Here is a 24,309-nt window from a genome sequence, read left to right as displayed (position 1 = left end):
CGGAAGTGGGGCGAATTATAGACGTCCAGAATCTGCCGTCAACACCTAATTACGCTTTTCTCGCAGAAGGTGCCTTTTTAGCAATTAAACGAGGGATTCGGCGGGTTACTGAGGGTATCCGCAACACTAATAGCAATGCACCGATAGAGGCATAAACCGCCCACTCCTTCAGATCGGCGCGAACAATCCACAACATATGGAGCAACCCGAGCCCAAGAACCACATAGGCAAGACGATGCAGCTTCTTCCAGCGAGAACCCAACCGCCGCTGACTATAACGATTTGAGGTCACCGCCAGCGCCAATAAACAGAGAAACCCCAGCGCCCCGACAATAATGTACGGTCGCTTACGCAACTCGACACCCAATTGCGACCAATCAAAGCCAAGGATGAAGGCGGTATACCCACTCAAATGCAAAACCACATAGGCGAAGCACCACAACCCCAGTTGCCGCCGGACAGCAATCCACCCCGCCCAACCGGTAAGCTTCTGCAGAGGTGTCATGCTTAAAGTAATGAGCAGCAGGACAAGCGTCCCAAGCCCCAACCGGTCAACCAGCACCTTGCCCGGGTCAGGCCCAAGCACATCCCCCCAGGCCTGGTACAGCCAAAGCAGCGGCCACACCCCTGCAGCTATAAAGACACCCATTCGCCAAAACGGAAATCGCATCAATAGTTCTTCCGCAAATCGAGCCCTGCGTATAGAGAGGCGACTTCATCCGAGTAGCCATTGAACATCTGCGTGTCCCGAACATTGGGCTTGAACAGCCCACTCGGCAAACGCCGCTCACGCGCCTGGGTCCAACGAGGATGGTCGACCGTAGGATTCACGTTCGCATAAAAACCATACTCATCCGAGGCAATGCTCTGCCAAGTGGTTTTCGGCTGCTCACTCACCAGACTGATCCGTACGATGGATTTAACGCTCTTGAAACCATACTTCCAAGGCACCACCAAACGCAGAGGCGCGCCGTTCTGATTAGGCAACTCCCGCCCATACATACCCACAGCAAGAATCGCCAACGGATTCATCGCCTCATCCAGACGCAGCCCTTCCACATAAGGCCAGTCGATCAAGGCAAAACCGGAACGCTGCCCGGGCATGTTCTTGGGATCCTCCAGGGTTTCGAAGCGAATGAATTTAGCTTTGGAAGTCGGCTCGACTTCCTTGAGTAACGCCGAGATGGGAAAACCGATCCATGGAATGACCATCGACCAAGCCTCTACACAGCGAAGACGGTAGATGCGCTCCTCCAACTGATAAGGCTTCATGAAGTCTTCCAGTGCGTACCGTCCCGGCTTGCCTACCTCCCCGTCCACCACCACACTCCAAGGCTCGGTTTTCAGTGTGCCGGCGTTGGCAGCGGGATCACCTTTATCGGTACCGAACTCATAAAAGTTGTTGTAATGAGTCGCGTCCTTGAATGGCGTGATCGACTCATCCTTGACGTTTACCGCGCCCCACTGGGTAGAAGGACGTTTTTCGGCAAACCAGGAAGGCGCCTTGCCAGGCTCAACATCCGCATAACGCACAGCATCACCAGCAGAGGCCCAACGCGGCAGGCTGCTCACGGCCAAACCGGCAACGGCGGCACCAAGAACATTGCGACGAGATAGATAGAAGGACTCAGGCGTGACGTCCGACTCATGGCAGTCAGACGCTTTGGAGACTTTGATCAGCATGGCAACTCCGCAGCATTGGAGGACAGATGCACCAATAGACTGCGGAGTATGGGGGAAATTACATCACTCGGCGCTTTTGTGCCGACGAAGACGCAGCAGGTACTGCACCGGACCAGAAGCCGCATAGGCAAGGAAAACCAGCAGCAGGATGCGCGGCGGATCACTGAAAACCACGGCAAACACCAACACCACGGCGAGAATCGCCACGAAGGGTACGCGCCCTTTCAAATCCAGCTCTTTGAAGCTGTTGTACTTGATATTGCTGACCATCAACATGCCGGCGGCTGCGACCATCAGCGCAACCAGGAAGGACATCTTGGAACCCTGGATGCCGTAATCACTGAACGCCCAGACAATGCCTGCGACCACACCAGCAGCAGCCGGACTGGCCAGGCCGATGAAGTAGCGCTTGTCCGCGGTGCCGACCTGGGTATTGAAACGCGCCAGGCGCAACGCCGCACCGGCGACATAAATGAAGGCGACCATCCAGCCGACCTTACCCATATCGCCCAATGCCCAACCGAACGCCAACAATGCTGGCGCCACACCAAAGGCAACCATGTCCGACAGCGAGTCGTACTCGGCACCGAAGGCGCTCTGGGTATTGGTCATACGGGCGACGCGACCATCGAGGCCGTCGAGCACCATCGCAACAAAAATCGCAATTGCTGCAAAAGCAAAATACTTGCTCGCACCAATCGAATCACCGGCACTCAAGGCGCTCTGGGCGCTCATCGAGTTGATGATGGAATAAAACCCTGCGAACAGATTCGCAGTGGTGAACAGATTCGGCAGAAGATAGATACCACGATGCCGGACTTTACGACCTTCAGCGTCATGCCCTTCCTCGATGTGTTCATCGATGGGCAGCAGACTTTCGGCGTCAGAAGCCTGGTTTGGCTCTTCGGGACGTTCGCTCATGGACATTACCTTGCAACGGGGTGGAAAGTTGGACAGGTGTCTGGGACGACGGTTCGGCCGCAAACGATGCAGCTTTATACCAGAACCGGTCACCCAAACGAAAAAACGCGGCCTAGGCCGCGTTTTCCGTACAAGTGCGCGACTTAGTTTTTAGCTTTGTCGACGATCTTGTTGGCACCGATCCACGGCATCATGGAGCGCAGTTGCTCACCGATGATTTCGATACCGTGAGCGGCGTTGTTACGACGCTTGGCGGTCATCGAAGGATAGCCGGTAGCGCCTTCGCTGATGAACATCTTGGCGTATTCGCCGTCCTGAATACGTTTCAGGGCGTTGCGCATCGCTTGACGGGATTCGGCGTTGATCACTTCCGGACCGGTCACGTACTCGCCGTATTCAGCGTTGTTGGAGATCGAGTAGTTCATGTTGGCGATACCGCCTTCGTACATGAGGTCAACGATCAGCTTCAGTTCGTGCAGGCACTCGAAGTAGGCCATTTCTGGCGCGTAGCCAGCTTCAACTAGAGTTTCGAAACCGGCTTTGACCAGTTCAACAGTACCGCCGCACAGAACGGCTTGTTCGCCGAACAGGTCGGTTTCGGTCTCGTCCTTGAAGGTGGTTTCGATGATGCCGGTACGACCGCCACCAACGCCAGCGGCGTAGGACAGCGCAACGTTCTTGGCGTTGCCCGAGGCGTCCTGATAGATAGCGATCAGATCAGGAATACCGCCGCCCTTCACGAATTCGGAACGCACGGTGTGGCCTGGAGCTTTCGGCGCGATCATGATCACGTCGAGGTCAGCGCGCGGCACAACCTGGTTGTAGTGGATCGCGAAACCGTGGGAAAAGGCCAGGGTGGCGCCTTTCTTGATGTTCGGCTCGATTTCGTTCTTGTACAGAGCGGACTGGAACTCGTCCGGGGTCAGGATCATGACCAGGTCGGCAGCCGCAACAGCGGAAGCAACGTCGGTCACTTTCAGGCCGTGAGCTTCAGCCTTGGCAACAGTCGCCGAGCCTTTACGCAGGCCAACGGTAACGTCAACGCCGGAGTCTTTCAGGTTGCACGCTTGAGCGTGGCCTTGGGAGCCGTAACCGATGATGGCAACTTTCTTGCCCTGGATGATCGACAGGTCGCAGTCTTTTTCGTAATAAACTTTCATGAATTTCCCCTATATATCCAGGCCGTTCAGGCCATTCGCTAATTTGGTTTAGATGCTGAGTACTTTGTCGCCGCGGGCAATACCGGTTACGCCGCTGCGGACGGTTTCCAGAATCGAGGCGGTGCCAATGGACTGAATGAAGCTGTCGAGCTTGTCGCTGGTACCGGTCAATTGAACGGTATACACGCTAGCGCTGACATCGACGATCTGCCCACGATAAATATCGGTCGTACGCTTGATCTCGGCGCGCTGGGCGCCGGTGGCCTTGACCTTTACCAGCATCAGTTCGCGCTCGATGTGAGCACTCTCCGACAGGTCGACCAATTTGACCACTTCGATCAGCTTGTTCAGGTTCTTGGTGATCTGCTCGATGACTTCATCGTGGCCGACAGTGGTCAGCGTCAGACGCGACAGGGTCGGGTCCTCGGTAGGTGCCACGGTCAGGCTTTCGATGTTGTAGTTGCGCTGTGAGAACAGGCCGACTACACGAGACAGAGCGCCCGGTTCGTTTTCCAGAAGCAAGGAAATAATGTGCCGCATGATTAAGTACGCTCCGTCTTGCTCAGCCACATATCGCGCATGGAGCCGTCTTTGATCTGCATCGGGTAGACGTGCTCGCTGGTATCAACCGAAATGTCGATAACCACCAGGCGATCTTTCATGGCGAACGCCTCTTCCATCTTCGACTTCAAATCTTTCGAGTCGGTGATGCGCATGCCAACGTGACCATAGGCTTCTGCCAGCTTGACGAAGTCAGGCAGCGACTCCATGTAGGAGTGCGAGTGACGGCTGCCGTAACTCATGTCTTGCCACTGACGAACCATACCCAGCACGCCATTGTTCAGGATCACGATTTTTACCGGCAAACCGTATTGCAGGCAGGTCGACAGTTCCTGAATGTTCATCTGGATGCTGCCCTCGCCCGTTACGCAGGCGACGTCGGCATCCGGGAAGCTCAACTTGATACCCATGGCCGCCGGGAAACCGAAGCCCATGGTGCCCAGGCCACCGGAGTTGATCCAGCGGTTCGGCTTGTTGAACTTGTAGTACTGCGCCGCGAACATTTGGTGCTGACCCACGTCGGAGGCCACAAAGGCATCGCCCTTGGTCACTTCGCACAGGGTTTCGATCACGGTCTGAGGCTTGATGACGCTGCCGTCGCCCTTGTCGTAAGGGAACAGGCCGCGGTCACCGCGCCACTCATCAACTTGCTTCCACCAACTGGCAACGGATTCCTTGTTCGGGGTCTCGCCAATTTCCTTGAGGATCGCGACCATTTCGGTCAGGACACTCTCGACCGGACCGACGATTGGCACGTCGGCCTTGATGGTCTTGGAGATCGAAGCCGGGTCGATGTCGATGTGAATGATCTTGGCATTCGGGCAGAACTTGGCCGGGCCGTTAATCACGCGGTCGTCGAAACGCGCACCGACTGCCAGGATCACGTCGGCATGGTGCATCGCCAGGTTAGCGGTGTAGCTGCCGTGCATGCCGAGCATGCCGATGAACTGACGGTCGGTGCCAGGGTAGGCACCCAGGCCCATCAGGGTATTGGTCACTGGCAGGTTGAGCATCTTCGCCAATTCGGTCAGTGGCGCGGAGCCACCACCGAGGATCACACCGCCGCCTGCGTACATCACAGGACGCTTGGCCGCCAGGAGCATTTCTGCTGCCTTGCGGATTTGCCCGGAGTGACCGCGAACGGCCGGACTGTAGGAACGCAGCTTGGCTTTTTTCGGGAAGATGTATTCGAACTTCTCGGCTGGGTTGGTCATGTCTTTCGGGATATCGACCACGACCGGACCCGGACGACCGGATTGCGCCAGGTAGAACGCTTTCTTCATGACTTCCGGGATTTCCGAGGCGTGCTTGATCATGAAGCTGTGCTTCACGATCGGCCGGGAGATACCGATCATGTCGGTTTCCTGGAACGCATCGGTGCCCACCATGGTGCTAGGCACCTGGCCAGAAATGACCACCATCGGAATGGAGTCCATGTAGGCCGTGGCAATACCGGTGATGGCGTTGGTTGCGCCCGGGCCGGAAGTGACCAGTACCACACCGGCTTTACCGGTGGCACGGGCATAACCGTCAGCCATATGGGTCGCAGCCTGTTCGTGACGAACCAGGATGTGGGTCACTTCCGGTTCTTTGAACAGGGCATCGTAGACATGAAGAAGAGCACCACCCGGGTACCCGTAGATATATTTGACGCCTTCGTCACGCAAAAAGCGGACGAGCATCTCACCGCCAGATAAAAGCTCCACGTTGTTCACCTCTAAAACGCCAGAATACCGCCCACATAAAAAGAGGACGGGTCTTAATAGGTTTACTTCTCAGCAGAGCATGAGCGACGGTGGTCGCCGACTACGTCAGCACTGACTGAGCAAGTATTGGGATCGTCCCAAGTGTTGCGGGCCTTTCCCACCCAGCGCGAGGTAACGCGTTGCGGGTGTAACAGGTCGGCGCGGGTGTGCGCCTCATGATCTGCTGAGCGGGCCTGCTTCTGGCAGTCCCTCTACAGCGGACTTTGGATTCTTCTGTTTCGTCCTCTCCAAGTCAAGTCGTCTATGTGCTTTATTGAACTAAGCACATGAGAAAGCAAGAAAAAACCGCTAAACAGCAACTGTGTTAGCTTCAATTGCGCAACCCATGACAAGGAAAAGGCATGCGAACGATCTTCTTCATGGTCACCCTGCTCATCAGCTCTTTATGCATGGCAGGCCAGATCTACAAATGGGTCGACGCCCAGGGCGTTACCCACTTCGACGCCCAGCCGCCCCAAGGCCGGGAAGCCACAACGGTGGTCACGCCCTCCGCGCCTGCCAGCAACCAGGCCCCACCGCCACGCAGCGGTGCCATTGGCGATCAACAGGCCATCGACAAAAAAGTGAAAAAGCAGGTCGCCGAGCAGCAAGCCCAGCTGAAGGTGTTCTGCGAACAGGCGCGAACGAACCTGGCTCAACTGCAGAACAATCCGCGAATACGGGAGGATGTCGACGGTGAGACGCGCCGCCTGACCGACCAGCAACGTCAGGAGCGCATCACCGAAGCACAGAAACAGATTGCGGGTAACTGCCAGTAGACACCTGTAGGAGCTGTCGAGTGAAACGAGGCTGCGATCTTTTTAGAAGCAAAGTCAAAAGATCGCAGCCTCGTTTCACTCGACAGCTCCTACAACGAATCGGCGGATCGGCGTTAGCGGGAGGCGGTAATCAGTAGATCAAACTCTTTGAGCAGCACCTGCAGTTGCCGATCCTTACCCTGGACATTACGGGCGGCGAAGACCATTTCGGCCATCTCCTGAATGCCCGAAGCGTTTGGCAAGGGCAGGTCCTGCTCGAGAATCACCTTCATCCGCGGAAGGAAGATCCATTGCAGCCACTGCTCGAAATCCAGCGTGTCGACCGAGAATGGCTCGACACTGGAAAGCGCTTCAGCAGATGGCGAGACTTCGTCCCACCAACCCTGGACCCGCAGCTCACGCTCGATCAACAGCAACTGCTCGGCAATTTTCGGAAAGCGTGCATCCATCACAGCGAAACCTTGGCCTTCTGACGGGCCAATGCTGAGCCAGCGGAATCACCCTGTTTCTCACGCGCCTGAGCGATCAATTCCCACAGGCTGGCCTGAAGCGCCGGACGACCATTGGCGAAGGTCAAGCCACGACGAGCAAACTGCTCGGCTTGTGGCGCATCGCCTTGAGCCATGCGCACCTGAGCCAGGCGATAAAGCACTTGTGGCTCACGCGGTGCAACACGCTGGGCGCGCTCAAGACTGGAGGACGCACCGTTGAGATCACCGCTCGCCTGTTGCTGCTGAGCGGTAGTCAGCAAGGCCAGAACCGGACCGTCCAATTGCTCGTCGGCAGACAAGCCACCGGAGTTCGCTGAAGGAATCCCGCTCGGCGTCGACGGCATGCTGTAGCTACCCTGATTGACCGGTGCCGACTGGACCGGCGCGGTATCGATCGGCCCCGGGGTAATCGGGCCTGGCGTGATCGGCGAAGAGCTGATCGGTGCGGACGCCACTGCGCCGCCACCTGGCACCATCACGACGACGCCGGTATCACCTTGTGGAATTGCCTGAGTCTGGGCTTGCGCAGGACGTTTTGTCGTCGACTGACGGAAACCGCCATTCGCCGACACTCGCTCACTGTTGGAGACAGCGCTGCCGGAATCCACAACTGGAATCGAACCGCGTTGTACGGAGGAGCAACCGCTGAGCAAAGCCACGGCGGTAACCGCTGGAATCAACCACTTGTTCACTTGAAACCCTCTTTGCTTAATTCATCCAGCCTTTGACCCAATCCATCACCGTTTCACCGGAAACAGGGCTTTCGCCACCGCAAGCGGCACCGGGAGGCGGTTCGCTGCCGCGAATATACGGCATCTGCACGGCACCTGGGCAGTTGGCATCAGAGCCTTGTCCAGTGCGCGAATCAACCCAGGCCTGAACAATGTTATCTGGCTGCGGCATGTCCAGCGGCAACGGATCGGCCTTACGCATGAAACTGGTCCAGACCTGCAGCGCACCGGTGGCACCGGTGAACGGTGTCTTGCCGTTGTCATCGCGACCCAGCCAGACCACTGCAAGCAGGTCCTGGCTGAAACCGGCGAACCAGCTGTCCCGCGAATCGTTACTGGTACCGGTCTTGCCGGCCAGTGTCAGGGTTTTAGGCAACACGTTGTAAACCGAACTGCCGGTACCTTCACGCATGACCCGCTGCATGGCGCTCTGGATCAGGTAAATGGAGGCCGGATCGAAACGCTGCTGAATCTGGAACGGATAACGCTTGAGCGGTTCCCCTTCGGCGGTCAGTACGCTACGGATCCCGCGCATCGGCGTATTGAAACCACCGTTGGCCAGCGTCTGGTACATGGTCGCCACTTCGATCGGGGTCATGCCGCCAGCGCCCAGCAACATCGACGGGAACGCCGGGAATTCGCGACTCACACCGAGACGTGCCAGGGTCTTCAGGACATTCGGTACGCCCACCGCCAACCCGAGACGCGCGGTCGACAGGTTGTAGGAATGCGCCAGGCCCTGATACAGAAATACGGTGCCGTGAGAACGGCGATCGTAGTTCTGCGGTTTCCAGACTTGACCGTCCGCGCCTTTGACAGAGAAGTAGTCGTCCGACAGCCAACTGGTCAAGGTGTACTGGCTCGGTTTCTCAAGGGCTGTCAGATAAACCGCCGGTTTGATCAAGGAGCCGATCGGTCGTACAGCATCCAGCGCACGGTTGAAGCCGGCAAAACTTGCCTGACGACTGCCAATCATGGCCTGCACTTCACCGGTTTCCGGGTTGGTCACGACCATGGCCGCTTCGACGTCATCGGAGCCTTTGCGCCCGGAAAGTCGCTTGAAGGTGTCGTTGACCGACGCTTCCGCTTTCATTTGCAGGATCGGGTCGAAGCTGGTGAAGATCCTCAGACCTTCTTCGGTCAAGTCTTCGTCGCGATAGTCTTCGCGCAACTGGCGCTTGACCAGATCGAGGAAGCCAGGGAATGAGCTGTCGGCCAGCTTGCCGCGAGTCGTCACACCCAGTGGCATTTTCTTCGCAGCAGCGACCTGATCGGCGGTGGCAACACCTTGTTGCTCAAGTACATCGAGCACGAGATTGCGCCGTTCAAGCGCCCGTTCAGGGTTGCGACGAGGGTTGTAATAGGACGGCCCCTTGACCATGCCCACCAGCATCGCGACTTGATGCAGCTTCAGTTCAGACAACGGCTGGCCGAAGAAAAACTGGCTTGCCAAGCCGAAACCGTGCACCGCACGCTGGCCATCCTGACCGACGAACACTTCATTGAGGTAGGCCTCAAGAATTTCTCGTTTGTCGTAATGCAGCTCAAGCAACATCGCCATCATGGCTTCGGTGAGTTTACGGGTCAGGCTGCGTTCGCTGGTCAGGTAGAAGTTCTTGACCAATTGTTGTGTCAGCGTACTGCCGCCCTGGGTCATCTTGCCGCCAGAGGTGTTGACATAGATGGCTCGGGCAATCGACTTGGGCGACACGCCCCAGTGGCTGTAGAAGTCCCGGTCTTCCACAGCGACCAGGGTTTCCAGCAGATACGGCGGGACCTGATCAATTTTGATCAAAATGCGATCTTCGAGATTTTTTGGGTAAATCCCGCCGATCAATAGCGGTTCCAACCGCACCACAGAAAGCTTCGAACCGTTGGTCGCCGAAAGTTCGGCCACGTAGTCGCCAGAGAAACGCACCCGTACTGGTTGCGCTTGCTCCAGGCCTTCATAGAACTGGAAGCCACGGGTATTCAAGTCGACGGTATTGCCGCTGACCGCCGCCGCGCCGGGTCCATTGCTCACGCTTTCACGTCGGTAGCCCAAGGCGTCGAGCTCGGTGAGGAAGTCATCCTTGCTCAGCTTCTGGCCGGTAAACAGCTCGAGCGGGCGCGCGTACACCTTGGCCGGAATGGTCCAGCGCTTGCCGGAGAACTTCTCCTGGACGATGGCGTCGAGGTAAACCGCGAATCCGGCGAGCACCACGAGGCCGACCAGACTGAGTTTAAGGGCCCAGCCCAGCCAGGGGCTCAGGCCCTTGGAAGGTGGTTTTTTGGGGGTGCGGGGGGATCGAGTACGAGTCATGGCGGCGGATTATACGCACTTTATTCATACTCAACAGGAGCCCTCCAAGGTTTGCGTCAGACGGACTTACGGCCATAATGGCGGCCGTGAATTTTCCCCAGACACTGAAGGATCGCTTGTGAGCCAGTCCCTGATCGCTGCCCTGCAAAACCCGGCCCTCTACCCGCATCCCGTAGACGGGTTCCAGGTCATCGAAACCCACATCTCATGGGTAATCCTCACCGGCCCCTTTGCTTATAAAGTGAAGAAACCAGTGAATTTCGGCTTCCTGGATTTCACCAGCCTCGATGCTCGCAAGCATTTTTGCGGGGAGGAGCTGCGTCTTAACCAGCGCCTGACCAACGATTTGTATCTCGAAGTGTTACCAATCACCGGCAGCGTCGAAGCACCACAATTGGACGGCAAGGGTCCGGTCGTCGATTACGCACTGAAAATGCGTCAATTCCCACAGAGCCAACTGCTCAGCACGCTGCAAGCCAATGGCGAATTGACCACCACGCACATCGACGAGATGGCCGCGCAAATCGCTCAATTCCACCTCAGCGCGCCGAAAGTGCCTGCCGAGCACGAAGCCGGCACACCGGACAGCGTGATGGCGCCGGTACGCCAGAACTTCGAACAGATCCGCCCGTTCCTCAGCGACAAGGCCGATCTGCTGCAACTCGACGCCCTGCAAGCCTGGGCCGAAAGCAGCTTCGAACGCCTCAAGCCACTGTTCGCCCAGCGCAAGGCCGAAGGTTTCATCCGCGAATGCCACGGCGACATCCACCTGGGCAACGCCACCGTGATCGACGGCAAGGTCGTGATTTTCGACTGCATTGAGTTCAACGAACCGTTCCGCTTCACCGACGTTTACGCCGACACCGGATTCCTAGCGATGGACCTCGAAGACCGTGGCCTGAAAAGTCTGGCGCGTCGCTTCATCAGCCAGTACCTGGAACTGACCGGCGATTACCAGGGCCTTGAGTTGCTGAACTTCTATAAAGCCTACCGCGCACTGGTTCGCGCCAAGGTCAGCCTGTTCAGCATGCCGGCCGAGGCCGACCCGGTGCAGCGAGCCACCACCCTGCGTCAGTACCGCAACTACGCCAACCTGGCGGAAAGCTACAGCACCATTCCTTCGCGCTTCATGGCCATCACCCACGGTGTTTCTGCCGTCGGCAAAAGCCATGTGGCCATGCGTCTGGTGGAAGCGTTGGGCGCTATTCGCCTGCGTTCCGATGTAGAGCGCAAACGTCTGTTCGGCGAGCAAACCGTACCCAACGACCCTCAGGCCGGCATCTATAGTGCAGACGCCAGCGCCGCCACTTACACCCGCCTGCATGAAATTGCCGCGGTGATCCTGCGTGCTGGTTTCCCGGTGGTGATCGATGCGACTTACCTCAAACGCGACCAGCGTGACGGCGCAGCGAAAATCGCCGAAGCCACCGGCGCGCCATTCCTGATCCTCGATTGCAATGCGCCGCAAGCGGTGATCGAGAGCTGGCTGGCGCTGCGCCAGGCAGACAAAAAGGACCCGTCCGACGCCAACCTGACCGTTATCGAAGCCCAGCAAGCCACTCGTGAGGCCCTGACGCCAGCAGAAATTCTCTGCAGCAAACGCGTTCAGACCAATGAAAGCGGAACCCTCGACACAGTCGTTGCACAGATTCGCCAGCGCCTGCCGGGTCTGTAAGAAGCTATTTCAGCCGTGAAGCCTTCGCCGGCTTCACGGCTGCCAAATAGTGGCACTATACTGGCGTCATAAAACCAACAGGTGATGTGACATGAGCCAGCCGAAACTACTCGACACCCCGCTTTATGCGTTGCTGCACAAAGACGACATCACCGGTTTCAACAACGAGCGTCCTAAAGACGGACCTATCGACATGGTCGGTGGCGATTTCCGGGGTTTGGACCTGCGTGAGCTGAACGCCGACGGTGTCGACTTTACCGATGCCTATTTTCGCTCCGCCGACTTGCGCGGCATCGACTTTCGCAACGCCTCCCTGGAAGGCGCGAGCCTTGCTCATGCACAGATCTCCGGCGCCTACTTCCCGCCAGAGCTGAGTGCTGACGAGATCCTGATGTCGATGAATTTCGGTACACGCCTGCGTTATCGCACCCGCTAAAAGCGACCGTTAACTGCCACGTTCGGCGCCCCCCTTTGCGCTGAACTCTGGGCATATGTGGCCTGGAGACCTGATTCCACCGTCCTCTCTTCCTACCGCATTCGCGGACTTTCACGCCGCTGGGGGACTTCGCCTCTTAGAAGCTTTTGCGTCGAAACCGACCAAACAATCACGCTTTTCCTACTGATGGCTACACTCCTGAGAAGCTCGCCCACGCACCGTTCGACCGTCGCAAGGAGGCTTGATGAATGATGAACTGCAGCACCTGAAGAATCTTGGCAAGACGTCGGCGCAGTGGCTGCATGCCGTGGGCATCCACAGCGCTTCGGACTTGCGTCGCCTTGGGGCGGTGGATGCTTATCGGGCCGTGCGCACGCGCGGGTTTCGGGCGTCCAAGGTGTTGTTGTATGCCATCGAAGGTGCCCTGATGGATGTGCACTGGAACGACATTCCCGCAGAGCGCAAGGACGCCTTGAACAAACAGCTGGAAGCTATTTCGTCACGTCACAAGAACTGAACGGGCGCAGCAACCATGTACCTACTTGGGGAACAACCGGCTTACGCCGACGCGTTGATCAACCGACTGCAACATATTCCCGTCCGGCTGCTGGAAGGTTTGATGCCTTGCGGACCGCGAAGATCGCCCACAGCCTGATCAAGAGCATAGCCCGACGCATCGACCTGCTGAACAAGCACATCACTCAGCTGAGTTCGCTCAACCGCACAGGCTGAAACCCAATGATTACGGGCGTTTCCCGCCAGTGGACAGCGTAATTCAAATTATTGAGAAATCAGCGGTTGACTTGGTAATGAGAATCGCTATGATTATCACAACTGGTCGCGAGACTGGTCGATATTTGAAAAGCCCTTGGTTCGGACTCTCAGATATCTCCTCATCAGGCTAATCACGGTTATTTGACCCGGCTCTTGCCGGGTCTTTTTTTGCCTGAAAAAAGTCGTTCGATCACTTGCCAAATTGCTTACGCATTTGCGCGCAGTAATCCTGGGGCGGTGTGGCCGGCGTGTACCAGACGTAATCCGCCATGGCCGGGGTGACCTCGCTACCCTGCTCCGCCAGCATCAACACCGCAGGCGCCTGGGGTTCTCCCAGATCAAGCACATGGATCGGCACGCCGACATCCTTGCGCGCATGGTAAGCGCCGGCAAACAACAGTGAAGGCGTAGGCGCAGCCAGCAAGCGCTCGGCCATCCGTCGGTCACGTTGCTGTTGGACCGCCAGCATCGCCGGCATCTGCGATTCAGGCAGCAAACCACAGTGGGAGTCGCTGATTTGCTCCAGTAACTCGTCCTTGACTGAAACAGCGTTGGCGCCCGATCCGCTCAATGTCGGGGGATTGGCGTAAACGGCACGGACTTCAAGCATGTCCAGATTGGCTGCCAGCAGCGGATATGGCTGGGCCAGCGCGAAACGAACGACCGGCCCGTACACATTCCAGTCCCAGCCAGACTGCCAGGCCAATGCAGCGGGCAAATTCGCCGGTGGCGGCGAGGCGCGGCGAACGTCGTCGACGCGCAGCTGTTGATCCGGCGTAAGCATTTCCAGCAACAGACTACCTTGAGCTCGCCGCTCACCCAGCGACTGCAATAACCACAGTTGCAGTTGATGGTGATCGCGATTGTCATGCTGTTCACCCACGATCAACCGCGAAGGCTTCTCCAGCCGCGTAACCAGCTCCTGAGCCGTGAGGGCCTGGCCGCTGCGCAAGTCCCGAATCTCGCCGACAACCGGCGGCGGAGTCGAAACATGCTGACAGGCACTCAGCATCAGCAAGGCCAGCATCAAAATCCCACGCATGTGTTCACCCCCATAAAAAACTCAGCGGGCGATGATCAGCGGATGCCCACGCTCCGGGTGCTGCTGCACCAATACTTCCAGCCCGAACACGGCCTTGAGTGGTTCCGGGCGCAACACCTGCTCCGGGACATCGAGCGCCACCGGACGCCCCCTTTCGAGCAGTAACAGGCGATCACAATAGCGCGCCGCCAGGTTCAGATCATGCAGGATCACCAGCACCGCCGCGCCGCGATTGGCGAACTCGCGTACAGCTTGCAAAGTGATGTGCTGATGAAGCGGGTCGAGCATCGATGTGGGCTCGTCGAGCAACAACGTTTGCCCTGCTTCGCCCGGCCAGAGCTGCGCCAGAACTCGAGCCAGATGCACCCGCTGACGTTCGCCACCGGACAAGGCCAGATAGCTGCGGCCACTCAAATGCCCGGCATCGGCAGCGTGCAACGCGGCGGCGACGATCTCGTCATCGCGGACCCGACCGCTTTGATGCGGCAAGCGGCCCATGCCGACCACTTCTTCGACACGAAAGGCGAAGTCCAGAGTCGACACCTGCGGCAACACCGCCAAACGCTGCGCTCGCGCCGTCCCGGTCCAATCGCTCAACGCGCGCTCGTCGAGCCAGACGCTGCCGTGATCAGCCTGCAACTCACCGCACAAGGCGCCGAGCAAGGTGCTTTTACCGGCGCCGTTAGGCCCCAGCACACCGAGGACTTCGCCCGGCTTGAGCTCAAGCGTGATGTCCGTCAGGACAATCTTTCGACCCCGACGGATTTGCAGATTTTGCGTTCGCAACATCAGGCACGTCCTCTGAGCAATAAATACAGAAAGAACGGCGCACCGATGAAAGCCGTGACGATCCCGATCGGCAATTCGGCCGGTGCCAGGGCCAGTCGCGCCACCAGATCGGCAAACAACAACAGACTGGCACCCGCCAATACTGACGCTGGCAACAACACCCGATGATCCGGACCGGCCAATAGTCGCACCAGATGCGGCACCACCAGACCGACAAACCCGATCATCCCCGCGGCGGCCACCGCTGCACCGACACCCAGCGCCGTGCAGAACACCAATTCACGCTTGAGCCTTTCGACGTCGATGCCCAAGTGACCGGCCTCCGACTCACCCAGCAACAACGCATTCAAGGCCTTGGCCCGACGCGGCAGCCACAGTGCCACGCCGGCACTGATCAGCAGCAACGGCCAGAGCCGCGAATAGCTGGCGCCATTGAGGCTGCCCAGGTTCCAGAACGTCAGGGTGCGCAACGTCGCGTCATCTGCCAGATAGGTGAACAGCCCCACGGCGGAGCCGGCCAGCGCAGTCAACGCAATACCGGCCAGCAACATGGTCGCGACGTTGGTCTGCCCGTTGCGCCGGCCCAGTCGATACACCAGCGCCGTCACGCCGAGCCCGCCGAGAAACGCGCACAGCGATAACAGATAAGGCCCGAAGGATTCAGGCAGACCGCCGAACACAGAACCACCGACGATCGCGATCGCCGCGCCCAATGCCGCACCGCTGGAGACGCCGACCAGTCCCGGATCGGCTAGGGGATTACGAAACAGCCCCTGCATCGCCACGCCGGACAGTGCCAACACACCCCCCACGGCCAACCCCAATAAGGTTCGCGGCAAGCGAATCTGCCCGAGGATCAGCTCAGCCTGTTCCAGTCCGTCGGGCGCGATCGGTACCCCCACCAGCCGCAGGGCTGCACGCAAGGTGTCGAGCAACGGCAAGCTCACCGGCCCAAGCGCCAAAGACAGCCAGATGGCCAACACACACAGCAGGATCAGACCAATAAATAAAGCACGGGGTTTAACCAGAATGGTCATTGGCCGGCGGTACCGGGGTAAAAAGCGTCAGACAGTTTTTTCAGCGCATCAGGTAGCCGCGGCCCCAAGCCCCCGACCAACAACGTCGGATCAAGCTCCATGACTCGCCCATCCTTGGCCGCACGGGTCGAGGACAGGATCGGGTTCTCCTTGAACAACGCCGCACGTGCCGCATCGCCGGTCAGTGCACGATCGGCAAACACCAGCACCTCGGGATCCAGATTGACCAGGGATTCGACAGAAAAGGGTTTGTAGCCGGTATGCGTGGCCAGATTGTGCCCACCGGCCTGCTGCAGCGACCAATCGGCGGCGGTGTCCTTGCCGGCGATGAGCGGTTTGCCGCCCGCGTGGCCAAGCAACAACAGCACGCCCGGCGACTTTTGCTTCAACTGTGCCCGAGTGACCCGGACCTGTTGCTGATCAAGTTGCTGTTGATAGGTCTGAAACAATTGTGAGGCCTGATCTTCAGCGCCGAGCAACTTGCCCAGGTGTTGCAAATTGCCCTGCAAGGTCGGCAGATCCGGCTGGGCCGAGAACAGATCGATCTGCACACCCGCACTGCGAATCTGCGAAAGCACCGGTGGCGACCCCATTTCCTCGGTCCCGACCAGAATCTGCGGGCGTAAGCTCAAGATGCCCTCCGCCGACAATTGCCGTTGATACCCGATGCTCGGCAATGCCTTGAGCGATTCCGGGTGCAGACTGGTGGTATCGACACCGACCAGTTTCGATTCACCGCCCAGTGCGCTGATCCATTCCGACAAAGCACCACCGGCACTGACCCAACGTTGTGGCAACTCGGCCGCTGCGGCTTTGTGGCTGACGAGGAGTCCGACACAGAGCGCAGCAACGCGGGTACTCAGGCGCATAAACAGCTTCCTTTAAGGGTTTTCCCGGGCATCGAGATGACAGGCCAAGTATCCTCGGCATCTGGCACCTGAACCCGACAGGCAAGGCGGCCATTTGATAATTGTTTGCATTTGAACGTCAAGCTCGGACATATCCGGTCACGAGCCGCAGGACTTGAGGATAGACATGAAGTTTCTTTGTGCAGGCGTTGAGCTGGCCGATGCCAACAGTCGCGGCTTCGACATCGACGGCCAGAAGCTCTTTGCCGTACGCCGTGGCGGCCAGGTTTACGTCTACATCAATCGCTGCCCGCACCGTGGCGTCGGACTTGAATGGAAGCCCGACCAGTTTCTCGACCCCAGCAACAGCCTGATCCAGTGCGCAACCCACGGCGCACTGTTTCTGATCGAAGACGGGGAATGCGTCGCCGGCCCTTGCGCAGGACAGTCCCTGACCACCGTCGCCTGCCACGAAGACGAGCAAGGGATCTGGATCAGCCTTTAACCGTTGAGCAACACGCCCAGACGCCGATCGACCACCATCTCTTCGTGGGTCAAGTGCACGCCATAGGCCAGCACCTCGACCCCACACGACACCGCCTCACGCAAGGCTGCGGCGTAGGCCGAATCGATTTCTTCTGCAGGACGCACGGCGTCGATGCCGGTGAGATTGACGCAATACAACTGCACCGCACGAATTCCGTCCCGAGCCAAATGCGCCAATTCGCGCAAATGCTTCGCCCCACGCTGGGTCACTGCATCAGGAAACGCCGCCACCGAAGAACCATCGAAGCCCAGGGTCACGCTTTTGACTTCCACATAAGCCGGCCCGCTCGGGTAATCGAGACGGAAATCGATGCGGCTGCTTTCCTGACCGTAGGCTACTTCGCGCTTCAGCTCGGTAAAGCCGTTCAGTTCGGTGATGACACCTGCCCGCAGCGCTTCTTCGATTAAACCGTTGGCCCGCCCGGTGTTCACGCAAAACAAGCGTCCCTGCGGGGTTTCGCCGATTTCCCAGGTGCCGGGCAACTTGCGCTTGGGGTCGTTGGAACGGCTGAACCAGACCTGCCCGCCTTCGACCTGGCAATTGAGCATCGAGCCGGTGTTCGGGCAGTGAATGGTCAGCAACTCGCCACTAGCGGTTTCGATATCGGCGAGAAAACGCTTGTAGCGACGAATCAAACGGCCTTCTTCGAGGGGAGGATGGAAATGCATCAGCCTTGCCAGCTCCGTAGACCGCGACCGATGCGCTCGACCGCTTCCTGCAAGCGCGGCAGGCTTTGGGTGTAGGCAAACCGCACGTGATGCCCGGCCTGATAGCGCCCGAAGTCCAGGCCGGGGGTGATCGCCACATGCTCGGTTTCGAGGAAATGCCGGCAGAAAGCGAAGGCATCGCCGCCGAATTTGCTGATATCGGCATACAAGTAGAACGCACCTTCAGGCTCAACGGCGATACCAAAGCCCAACGCTCGCAGGGCTGGCAACAGGAAATCCCGACGACGGCCGAATTCGGCGCGACGCTCTTCCAGAATGCTGATCGTGGCCGGTTCGAAGCAGGCCAAAGCGGCGTGCTGGGCCATGCTCGGGGCGCTGATGTAGAGGTTCTGGGCGAGCTTTTCCAGCTCACCGACCGCCGCTTCCGGCGCCACCAGCCAACCAAGGCGCCAGCCGGTCATACCGAAATACTTTGAAAAACTATTCAGCACAAAGGCGCTGTCATCGACTTCCAGCACGCTGGCCGCATCAGTGCCGTAAGTCAGACCGTGATAGATCTCGTCCACTACCAGATGACCGTGGCGCTCCTTGATCGCGGCAGACAAGCCCGCCAGCTCATCGCGGGTCAGGATTGTCCCGGTCGGGTTGGCTGGCGATGCCACCAAGGCGCCGACGCTGTCCTGATCCCAATGGCGGGCCACCAGCTCCGGCGTCAGCTGATAACGCACGTCCGGACCTACAGGGACAAGCTGTGCCGCGCCTTCCACCAACCGCAGGAAATGCCGATTGCAGGGATAGCCTGGGTCCGCCAGCAGCCAGTGCTTGCCCGGGTCCACCAACAAAGCGCTGGCCAGCAGCAACGCGCCAGAACCGCCGGGCGTAATGAGAATTCGCTGCGGATCGATGTTCAGGCCATAACGCTGCTGATAAAAGCCCGAAATGGCCTCACGCAATTCGGGAATACCCCGCGCGGCGGTGTAACGGGTTTTCCCCGCCGTCAATGCGGCCTGGCCGGCCTGAATGATTGGCTCGGCGGTGGTGAAGTCCGGTTCGCCGATCTCCAGGTGGATCACGTCGTGGCCAGCCGCTTGCAATTCATTGGCACGCGCCAGCAGCGCCATGACATGGAAAGGTTCGATCGCGCGACTGCGGGCACTGTAGGGCTGAGCCATTAGCCTTCCTTCAACGGGGAAAAAAATTGATTCTACCCAAGCGCAGGAACGAGCGAGAACCTAAAGCGGTCAGACGCGTAATAACCTTGGACACAAACGACTCGAGCGTGTGCCCCAGGTTTGACTAAAATCAATTATTGATCAGGTCTCCAGCACCGCCAGACAAGGCTTTGCAATCATTTGCAAGCACAGCGGGCCACTACCTCGACATCCGGGAGTAGCGCGGTCCGATTTGATCTGGTAAGTTCGCCCGCTTGCAGCCGCAGGGCCGGCAGGTGTCGGTGATGGAGCAATCCTGCGCAATGGATTACAAGAGTAGAGGCGGTCCATTTCATGCCCACCCAAGCAAAGCAGCAAAACCAGTCGATCAGCGGCTTCGAACCCTACAAAGAAGTGAAGGGCGAGGAATACATGGGCAAGCCCATGCGCGCTCACTTCACCAAGATCCTGAATAAGTGGAAACAGGACTTGATGCAGGAAGTCGACCGCACGGTTGATCACATGAAAGACGAAGCGGCCAACTTCCCTGACCCGGCAGACCGTGCCAGCCAGGAAGAAGAATTCAGCCTTGAATTGCGCGCCCGCGATCGTGAGCGCAAGTTGATCAAGAAGATCGACAAGACGCTGCAATTGATCGAAGACGAAGAATATGGCTGGTGCGAGTCCTGCGGCGTCGAAATTGGCGTCAAGCGACTGGAAGCCCGCCCTACCGCCGACATGTGCGTTGACTGCAAGACCCTGGCGGAAATCAAGGAAAAGCAAGTCGGTAAGTAATCTCGACCTGAACGAAAAACGGAGCGTGCGAACGCTCCGTTTTTGTTTCTGATGTTTTTTGACTTTAAATAGCCGCCATGACCGCCATCGCTTCCCCCACCTACATCGGGCGCTTCGCCCCCACGCCCAGTGGACATCTGCATTTCGGTTCGCTGGTCGCAGCGCTGGCCTCGTACCTCGACGCGCGCTCGGTGGGGGGCCGCTGGCTAATGCGCATGGAAGACCTCGATCCGCCACGGGAAGAACCCGGCGCTCAAGCGGCGATCCTTAAAGCCCTGGAAAGCTACGGTTTCGAGTGGGATGGCGAAATGGTCCGACAGAGTGACCGGCACGATGCCTACGCCGAAGTCCTCAATCGCCTGTTCAATCACGGTCTGGCCTACGCGTGCACCTGTTCGCGCAAAACACTTGCGCCCTATCACGGGATTTATCCGGGACTGTGCCGCAATGCCGGTCACGGCACTGAACATGCCGCGATTCGCCTGCGTGTCCCCGAGCTGGAATATCACTTTATTGATCGGGTACAAGGCGAATACCGCCAACACCTGGGCCGGGACGTCGGCGATTTCGTGATCCGTCGCCGCGACGGGCTCTACGCCTACCAGCTGGCAGTGGTGCTGGACGACGCCTGGCAAGGCATCACCGATATCGTCCGTGGCGCCGACCTGCTCGACTCCACACCGCGCCAGCTCTACCTGCAGGAACTACTCGGCCTGCCGCAACCGCGCTATCTACATATCCCACTGATTACCCAGCCCGATGGCAACAAACTCGGCAAGTCCTACCGTTCGCCGCCGTTGACGGAAGATCAGGCAACCCCGTTGTTGTTGCGTGCGTTGCGCGCATTGGGGCAGAACCCCGGTGCCGAGCTGGCTTACGCCACACCCCGGGAAGTGCTGAACTGGGGCATTGCACACTGGGACGCATTATTGATCCCGCGCACACTCAACCTGCCTGAAGCGCAACTACAGTGATCACACTTGCAGTGGCGCGCCCATCCGTTACCATCGCCGCACCTTTTCGGGCACGCGTATAAAAAAGAGAGGCCGGGATGTACATCTATCGCTTGGTCCTGCTCCTGGTAGTGGGGATTTATCTGTTCTCCCCGGCCATCATGGATTGGTGGATCGACGCCACTGGCGCCTGGTATCGCCCTTATCTGCTCTGGCTGATTCTGATCGTCGTGACCTTCATCCTGCAGAGCCAAAAAGATGCCGATGAGCTTTAGCCTGACCCAGATGATCCTGATCAGCGCCGCGTACCTGGCGGTGCTGTTCGGCGTAGCCTGGGTCAGCGAACGGGGCATGATCCCCCGGGCGATCATTCGCCACCCGCTGACTTACACCCTGTCGCTGGGCGTTTACGCCAGTGCCTGGGCGTTTTACGGCACGGTGGGCCTGGCCTATCAATACGGCTACGGCTTTTTGTCCAGTTACCTCGGGGTGTCCGGTGCGTTTCTGCTGGCGCCGGTGTTGTTGTATCCAATCCTGAAGATCACCCGCACGTATCAGCTGTCGTCGCTGGCCGATCTGTTCGCCTTCCGCTTTCGCAGCACCTGGGCCGGTGCGCTGACCACGATCTTCATGCTGATCGGCGTGCTGCCGCTACTGGCCTTGCAAATTCAGGCGGTCGCCGACTCCATCGGCATCCTCACCCGCGAACCGGTGCAGCATCGCGTGGCGCTGAGCTTCTGCGCACTGATTACGCTGTTCACGATTTTCTTCGGCTCGCGCCACATTGCCACCCGCGAGAAACACGAAGGCCTGGTGTTCGCGATTGCCTTCGAGTCGGTGATCAAACTGATCGCCATCGGCGGCGTCGGCCTGTATGCCCTTTATGGCGTGTTCGACGGCCCGCAACAGCTGGAGCTGTGGCTGCTGCAAAACCAGACCGCCCTCGCCGCCCTGCACACACCGTTGCAGGAAGGTCCATGGCGTACGTTGCTGCTGGTGTTCTTCGCCTCGGCGATCGTGATGCCGCACATGTACCACATGACGTTTACCGAAAACCTCAACCCGCGCTCGCTGGTCAGTGCGAGCTGGGGCTTGCCGCTCTTCCTGCTGTTGATGAGCCTGGCGGTACCACTGATTCTCTGGGCCGGACTGAAACTTGGCGCCACCACCAACCCGGAATACTTCACGCTGGGCATCGGCATCGCGGCCAACAGCAAGGCTTTGGCGCTATTGGCCTATGTGGGCGGATTGTCGGCAGCCAGCGGGCTGATCATCGTCACCACCCTGGCGCTGTCCGGGATGGCGCTGAACCACCTGGTGCTGCCGCTCTATCAGCCGCCGGCCGAAGGCAACATCTATCGCTGGTTGAAGTGGACCCGTCGGGCGCTGATCGTTGCGATCATCATGGCCGGTTACGGTTTCTACCTGCTGCTGGGTGCAGAACAGGATCTGGCGAATCTGGGCATTGTCGCCTTCGTCGCCACTCTGCAATTCCTGCCGGGCGTGCTGTCGGTACTGTACTGGCCGACCGCCAACCGCCGCGGCTTCATCGCCGGTTTGCTCGCGGGGATTCTGGTCTGGCTGGTGACCATGCTGCTGCCACTGGTGGGCAATCTGCAGGGTTTCTACATTCCGCTGCTGAACATGATCTACGTGCTGGACGACACCAGTTGGCACATGGCGGCGATCGCGTCGCTGGCTGCCAACGTGCTGATGTTCACCCTGATCTCGCTGTTTACCAACGCCAGCAGCGAGGAGGCCAGCGCGGCGGAAGCCTGCGCCGTGGACAACGTGCGCCGGCCGCAACGACGCGAACTGCACGCCGCCTCACCCCAGGAGTTCGCCACGCAACTGGCCAAACCCTTGGGCGCCAAGGCCGCACAGAAAGAAGTCGAACAGGCCCTGCGCGACCTCTATCTGCCTTTCGATGAGCGCCGGCCTTACGCCTTGCGCCGATTGCGCGACCGTATCGAAGCCAACCTCTCCGGCCTGATGGGGCCGAGCGTGGCGCAGGACATGGTCGAGACATTCCTGCCTTATAAAGCCGGTGGCGAAAACTACGTCACCGAAGACATCCACTTCATCGAAAGTCGCCTCGAGGATTACCACTCGCGCCTGACCGGGCTTGCCGCCGAACTCGATGCCCTGCGCCGCTATCACCGCCAGACCTTGCAGGAGTTGCCGATGGGCGTTTGCTCGCTGGCCAAGGATCAGGAAATCCTCATGTGGAACAAAGCCATGGAGGAGCTGACCGGGATTGCCGCGCAGCGTGTGGTCGGTTCGCGCCTGAGCACCATCGCCGATCCATGGAAAGAGCTGCTGCAAGGCTTCATCAATCTGCCGGACGAGCATTTGCACAAACAGCACCTGGCCCTCGACGGCCAGACCCGCTGGTTGAACCTGCACAAAGCGGCGATCGATGAACCGCTCGCACCGGGTAACAGCGGTTTGGTGTTGCTGGTAGAAGACCTGACCGAAACCCAGATGCTCGAAGACAAACTGGTGCACTCCGAGCGTTTGGCCAGTATCGGCCGACTGGCCGCGGGCGTGGCCCATGAAATCGGCAACCCGATCACCGGCATCGCCTGCCTGGCGCAGAACCTGCGCGAAGAGCGCGAAGAAGACAGCGAACTGAAGGAAATCAGCGGGCAGATCCTTGAGCAGACCAAGCGCGTGTCGCGTATCGTTCAGTCGCTGATGAGCTTCGCCCACGCTGGCAGTCATCAGCACAGCGACGAGCCCGTCTGTCTGGCGGAAGTGGCCCAGGATGCGATAGGCCTGCTGGCTCTGAACCGACGTAATTTCGAAGTGCAATTCTACAACCTGTGCGACCCCGATCACTGGGTCGAAGGCGACCCTCAGCGGCTCGCGCAAGTACTGATCAACCTGCTCTCAAACGCCCGCGATGCCTCGCCTCCCGGCAGTGCGGTGCGCGTCAAAAGCGAAGCCGGCGAACACACGGTCGACTTGATCGTGGAAGACGAAGGCAGCGGTATTCCGAAGAACATCATGGATAGATTGTTCGAACCTTTCTTCACCACCAAGGATCCTGGCGAAGGCACCGGTCTGGGCCTTGCACTGGTCTATTCCATCGTTGAAGAGCATTATGGACAAATCACCATCGACAGCCCGGCTGATGTTCAAAGCCAACGCGGCACCCGTATCCGGGTGACCTTGCCGCGTCATGTCGAAGCGACGTCCGCTGTGAACTGAGACCGTCG

The 24,309-nt window shown here is 58.8% G+C and carries 24 protein-coding genes and 1 pseudogene; 10 read left to right on the top strand and 15 right to left on the bottom strand.

The window, feature by feature from the left end; all coding sequences use genetic code 11:
• Window positions 1–49: 49 nt before the first annotated feature.
• From msrQ to ACYZT5_RS29335, 6 genes are all read right to left on the bottom strand, one after another.
• Window positions 50–670, bottom strand: a complete 621-nt coding sequence (msrQ, locus tag ACYZT5_RS29360) for a protein-methionine-sulfoxide reductase heme-binding subunit MsrQ (RefSeq protein ID WP_462048471.1) — start codon at window positions 668–670, stop codon at window positions 50–52.
• Complete coding sequence (gene msrP / locus ACYZT5_RS29355; protein WP_462048470.1) at window positions 670–1,683, bottom strand: protein-methionine-sulfoxide reductase catalytic subunit MsrP; 1,014 nt, start codon at window positions 1,681–1,683, stop codon at window positions 670–672. The genes msrQ and msrP overlap by 1 nt, the downstream gene beginning before the upstream one ends.
• A gap of 63 nt (window positions 1,684–1,746) precedes the next feature.
• Window positions 1,747–2,604 carry a CDP-diacylglycerol--serine O-phosphatidyltransferase gene (gene pssA, locus ACYZT5_RS29350; RefSeq protein WP_462038985.1) on the bottom strand — a complete coding sequence of 286 codons (858 nt, stop codon included), beginning with the start codon at window positions 2,602–2,604 and terminating at the stop codon, window positions 1,747–1,749.
• Between the two features lie 143 nt (window positions 2,605–2,747).
• Window positions 2,748–3,764 (bottom strand): ketol-acid reductoisomerase, encoded by a 1,017-nt coding sequence (gene ilvC / locus ACYZT5_RS29345; protein ID WP_007948647.1) that lies wholly within the window; start codon window positions 3,762–3,764, stop codon window positions 2,748–2,750.
• Between the two features lie 48 nt (window positions 3,765–3,812).
• Complete coding sequence (gene ilvN / locus ACYZT5_RS29340) at window positions 3,813–4,304, bottom strand: acetolactate synthase small subunit (RefSeq protein ID WP_003176102.1); 492 nt, start codon at window positions 4,302–4,304, stop codon at window positions 3,813–3,815.
• Window positions 4,305–4,306: 2 nt separating this feature from the next.
• Complete coding sequence (locus ACYZT5_RS29335) at window positions 4,307–6,031, bottom strand: acetolactate synthase 3 large subunit (RefSeq protein ID WP_462048469.1); 1,725 nt, start codon at window positions 6,029–6,031, stop codon at window positions 4,307–4,309.
• Between the two features lie 401 nt (window positions 6,032–6,432).
• Between ACYZT5_RS29335 and ACYZT5_RS29330 the strand changes: the two genes are divergently transcribed.
• Entirely contained in the window at window positions 6,433–6,849 is a 417-nt protein-coding gene (locus tag ACYZT5_RS29330; protein ID WP_462048468.1) for a DUF4124 domain-containing protein, read from the top strand.
• A 113-nt stretch (window positions 6,850–6,962) separates the two neighbouring features.
• Here the strand turns inward: ACYZT5_RS29330 and ACYZT5_RS29325 are convergent, their stop codons facing one another.
• The 3 genes from ACYZT5_RS29325 to mrcB are packed head-to-tail and all read right to left on the bottom strand — an operon-like array spanning window position 6,963 to window position 10,373.
• Window positions 6,963–7,298: a YqcC family protein gene (locus ACYZT5_RS29325; protein WP_033054374.1), complete on the bottom strand. Its 336-nt coding sequence runs from the start codon at window positions 7,296–7,298 to the stop codon at window positions 6,963–6,965.
• Entirely contained in the window at window positions 7,298–8,032 is a 735-nt protein-coding gene (locus tag ACYZT5_RS29320) for a tetratricopeptide repeat protein (RefSeq protein ID WP_462048467.1), read from the bottom strand. The genes ACYZT5_RS29325 and ACYZT5_RS29320 overlap by 1 nt, the downstream gene beginning before the upstream one ends.
• A gap of 16 nt (window positions 8,033–8,048) precedes the next feature.
• Window positions 8,049–10,373 carry a penicillin-binding protein 1B gene (gene mrcB / locus ACYZT5_RS29315; protein ID WP_462048466.1) on the bottom strand — a complete coding sequence of 775 codons (2,325 nt, stop codon included), beginning with the start codon at window positions 10,371–10,373 and terminating at the stop codon, window positions 8,049–8,051.
• Window positions 10,374–10,491: 118 nt separating this feature from the next.
• On the opposite strand from mrcB, the gene ACYZT5_RS29310 reads away from it, so the two are divergent.
• The 4 genes and pseudogenes from ACYZT5_RS29310 to ACYZT5_RS29295 all read left to right on the top strand — a co-directional run.
• Window positions 10,492–12,048: a bifunctional aminoglycoside phosphotransferase/ATP-binding protein gene (locus ACYZT5_RS29310; protein WP_462048465.1), complete on the top strand. Its 1,557-nt coding sequence runs from the start codon at window positions 10,492–10,494 to the stop codon at window positions 12,046–12,048.
• Window positions 12,049–12,139: 91 nt separating this feature from the next.
• Entirely contained in the window at window positions 12,140–12,484 is a 345-nt protein-coding gene (locus ACYZT5_RS29305; protein WP_008015079.1) for a pentapeptide repeat-containing protein, read from the top strand.
• Between the two features lie 244 nt (window positions 12,485–12,728).
• Complete coding sequence (locus ACYZT5_RS29300) at window positions 12,729–13,001, top strand: TfoX/Sxy family protein (RefSeq protein WP_003228231.1); 273 nt, start codon at window positions 12,729–12,731, stop codon at window positions 12,999–13,001.
• 15 nt (window positions 13,002–13,016) lie between these two features.
• Window positions 13,017–13,118, top strand: a pseudogene (locus ACYZT5_RS29295) (cAMP-binding protein); the annotation flags it as partial.
• A 330-nt stretch (window positions 13,119–13,448) separates the two neighbouring features.
• Here the strand turns inward: ACYZT5_RS29295 and ACYZT5_RS29290 are convergent.
• Genes ACYZT5_RS29290 through ACYZT5_RS29275 form a run of 4 tightly spaced genes read right to left on the bottom strand, consistent with a single transcriptional unit; the run spans window position 13,449 to window position 16,995 of the window.
• Window positions 13,449–14,300: a ChaN family lipoprotein gene (locus tag ACYZT5_RS29290; RefSeq protein WP_462048464.1), complete on the bottom strand. Its 852-nt coding sequence runs from the start codon at window positions 14,298–14,300 to the stop codon at window positions 13,449–13,451.
• A 21-nt stretch (window positions 14,301–14,321) separates the two neighbouring features.
• Window positions 14,322–15,089, bottom strand: a complete 768-nt coding sequence (locus tag ACYZT5_RS29285; RefSeq protein ID WP_462048463.1) for a heme ABC transporter ATP-binding protein — start codon at window positions 15,087–15,089, stop codon at window positions 14,322–14,324.
• Entirely contained in the window at window positions 15,089–16,072 is a 984-nt protein-coding gene (locus ACYZT5_RS29280; RefSeq protein ID WP_462052328.1) for a FecCD family ABC transporter permease, read from the bottom strand. Before ACYZT5_RS29280 ends, ACYZT5_RS29285 begins: the two co-directional genes overlap by 1 nt.
• Before the next feature lie 50 nt (window positions 16,073–16,122).
• Complete coding sequence (locus tag ACYZT5_RS29275; protein WP_462048462.1) at window positions 16,123–16,995, bottom strand: heme/hemin ABC transporter substrate-binding protein; 873 nt, start codon at window positions 16,993–16,995, stop codon at window positions 16,123–16,125.
• 166 nt (window positions 16,996–17,161) lie between these two features.
• Here ACYZT5_RS29275 and ACYZT5_RS29270 point away from each other — a divergent pair, with 166 nt between their 5' ends.
• Complete coding sequence (locus ACYZT5_RS29270; RefSeq protein WP_462048461.1) at window positions 17,162–17,479, top strand: Rieske (2Fe-2S) protein; 318 nt, start codon at window positions 17,162–17,164, stop codon at window positions 17,477–17,479.
• On the opposite strand, the gene sfsA is transcribed toward ACYZT5_RS29270, so the two are convergent.
• Window positions 17,476–18,189, bottom strand: a complete 714-nt coding sequence (gene sfsA / locus ACYZT5_RS29265) for a DNA/RNA nuclease SfsA (RefSeq protein WP_462048460.1) — start codon at window positions 18,187–18,189, stop codon at window positions 17,476–17,478. The genes ACYZT5_RS29270 and sfsA overlap by 4 nt on opposite strands.
• Window positions 18,189–19,361 (bottom strand): pyridoxal phosphate-dependent aminotransferase, encoded by a 1,173-nt coding sequence (locus ACYZT5_RS29260; protein ID WP_462048459.1) that lies wholly within the window; start codon window positions 19,359–19,361, stop codon window positions 18,189–18,191. The genes sfsA and ACYZT5_RS29260 overlap by 1 nt, the downstream gene beginning before the upstream one ends.
• 333 nt (window positions 19,362–19,694) lie before the next feature.
• On the opposite strand from ACYZT5_RS29260, the gene dksA reads away from it, so the two are divergent.
• The 4 genes from dksA to ACYZT5_RS29240 all read left to right on the top strand — a co-directional run bounded on the left by dksA (window position 19,695) and on the right by ACYZT5_RS29240 (window position 24,301).
• Window positions 19,695–20,135 carry an RNA polymerase-binding protein DksA gene (dksA, locus tag ACYZT5_RS29255; RefSeq protein WP_007902025.1) on the top strand — a complete coding sequence of 147 codons (441 nt, stop codon included), beginning with the start codon at window positions 19,695–19,697 and terminating at the stop codon, window positions 20,133–20,135.
• Between the two features lie 77 nt (window positions 20,136–20,212).
• Window positions 20,213–21,109: a tRNA glutamyl-Q(34) synthetase GluQRS gene (gene gluQRS, locus ACYZT5_RS29250; protein ID WP_462048458.1), complete on the top strand. Its 897-nt coding sequence runs from the start codon at window positions 20,213–20,215 to the stop codon at window positions 21,107–21,109.
• Between the two features lie 77 nt (window positions 21,110–21,186).
• Window positions 21,187–21,363, top strand: a complete 177-nt coding sequence (locus tag ACYZT5_RS29245) for a hypothetical protein (RefSeq protein ID WP_003176118.1) — start codon at window positions 21,187–21,189, stop codon at window positions 21,361–21,363.
• Window positions 21,347–24,301, top strand: a complete 2,955-nt coding sequence (locus tag ACYZT5_RS29240; protein ID WP_462002726.1) for a sensor histidine kinase — start codon at window positions 21,347–21,349, stop codon at window positions 24,299–24,301. The genes ACYZT5_RS29245 and ACYZT5_RS29240 overlap by 17 nt, the downstream gene beginning before the upstream one ends.
• Window positions 24,302–24,309: the final 8 nt, after the last annotated feature.

The sequence above is a fragment of the Pseudomonas sp. LB3P14 genome (genome assembly GCF_054898045.1).
This window is presented reverse-complemented; position numbering and strand designations above follow the sequence as displayed.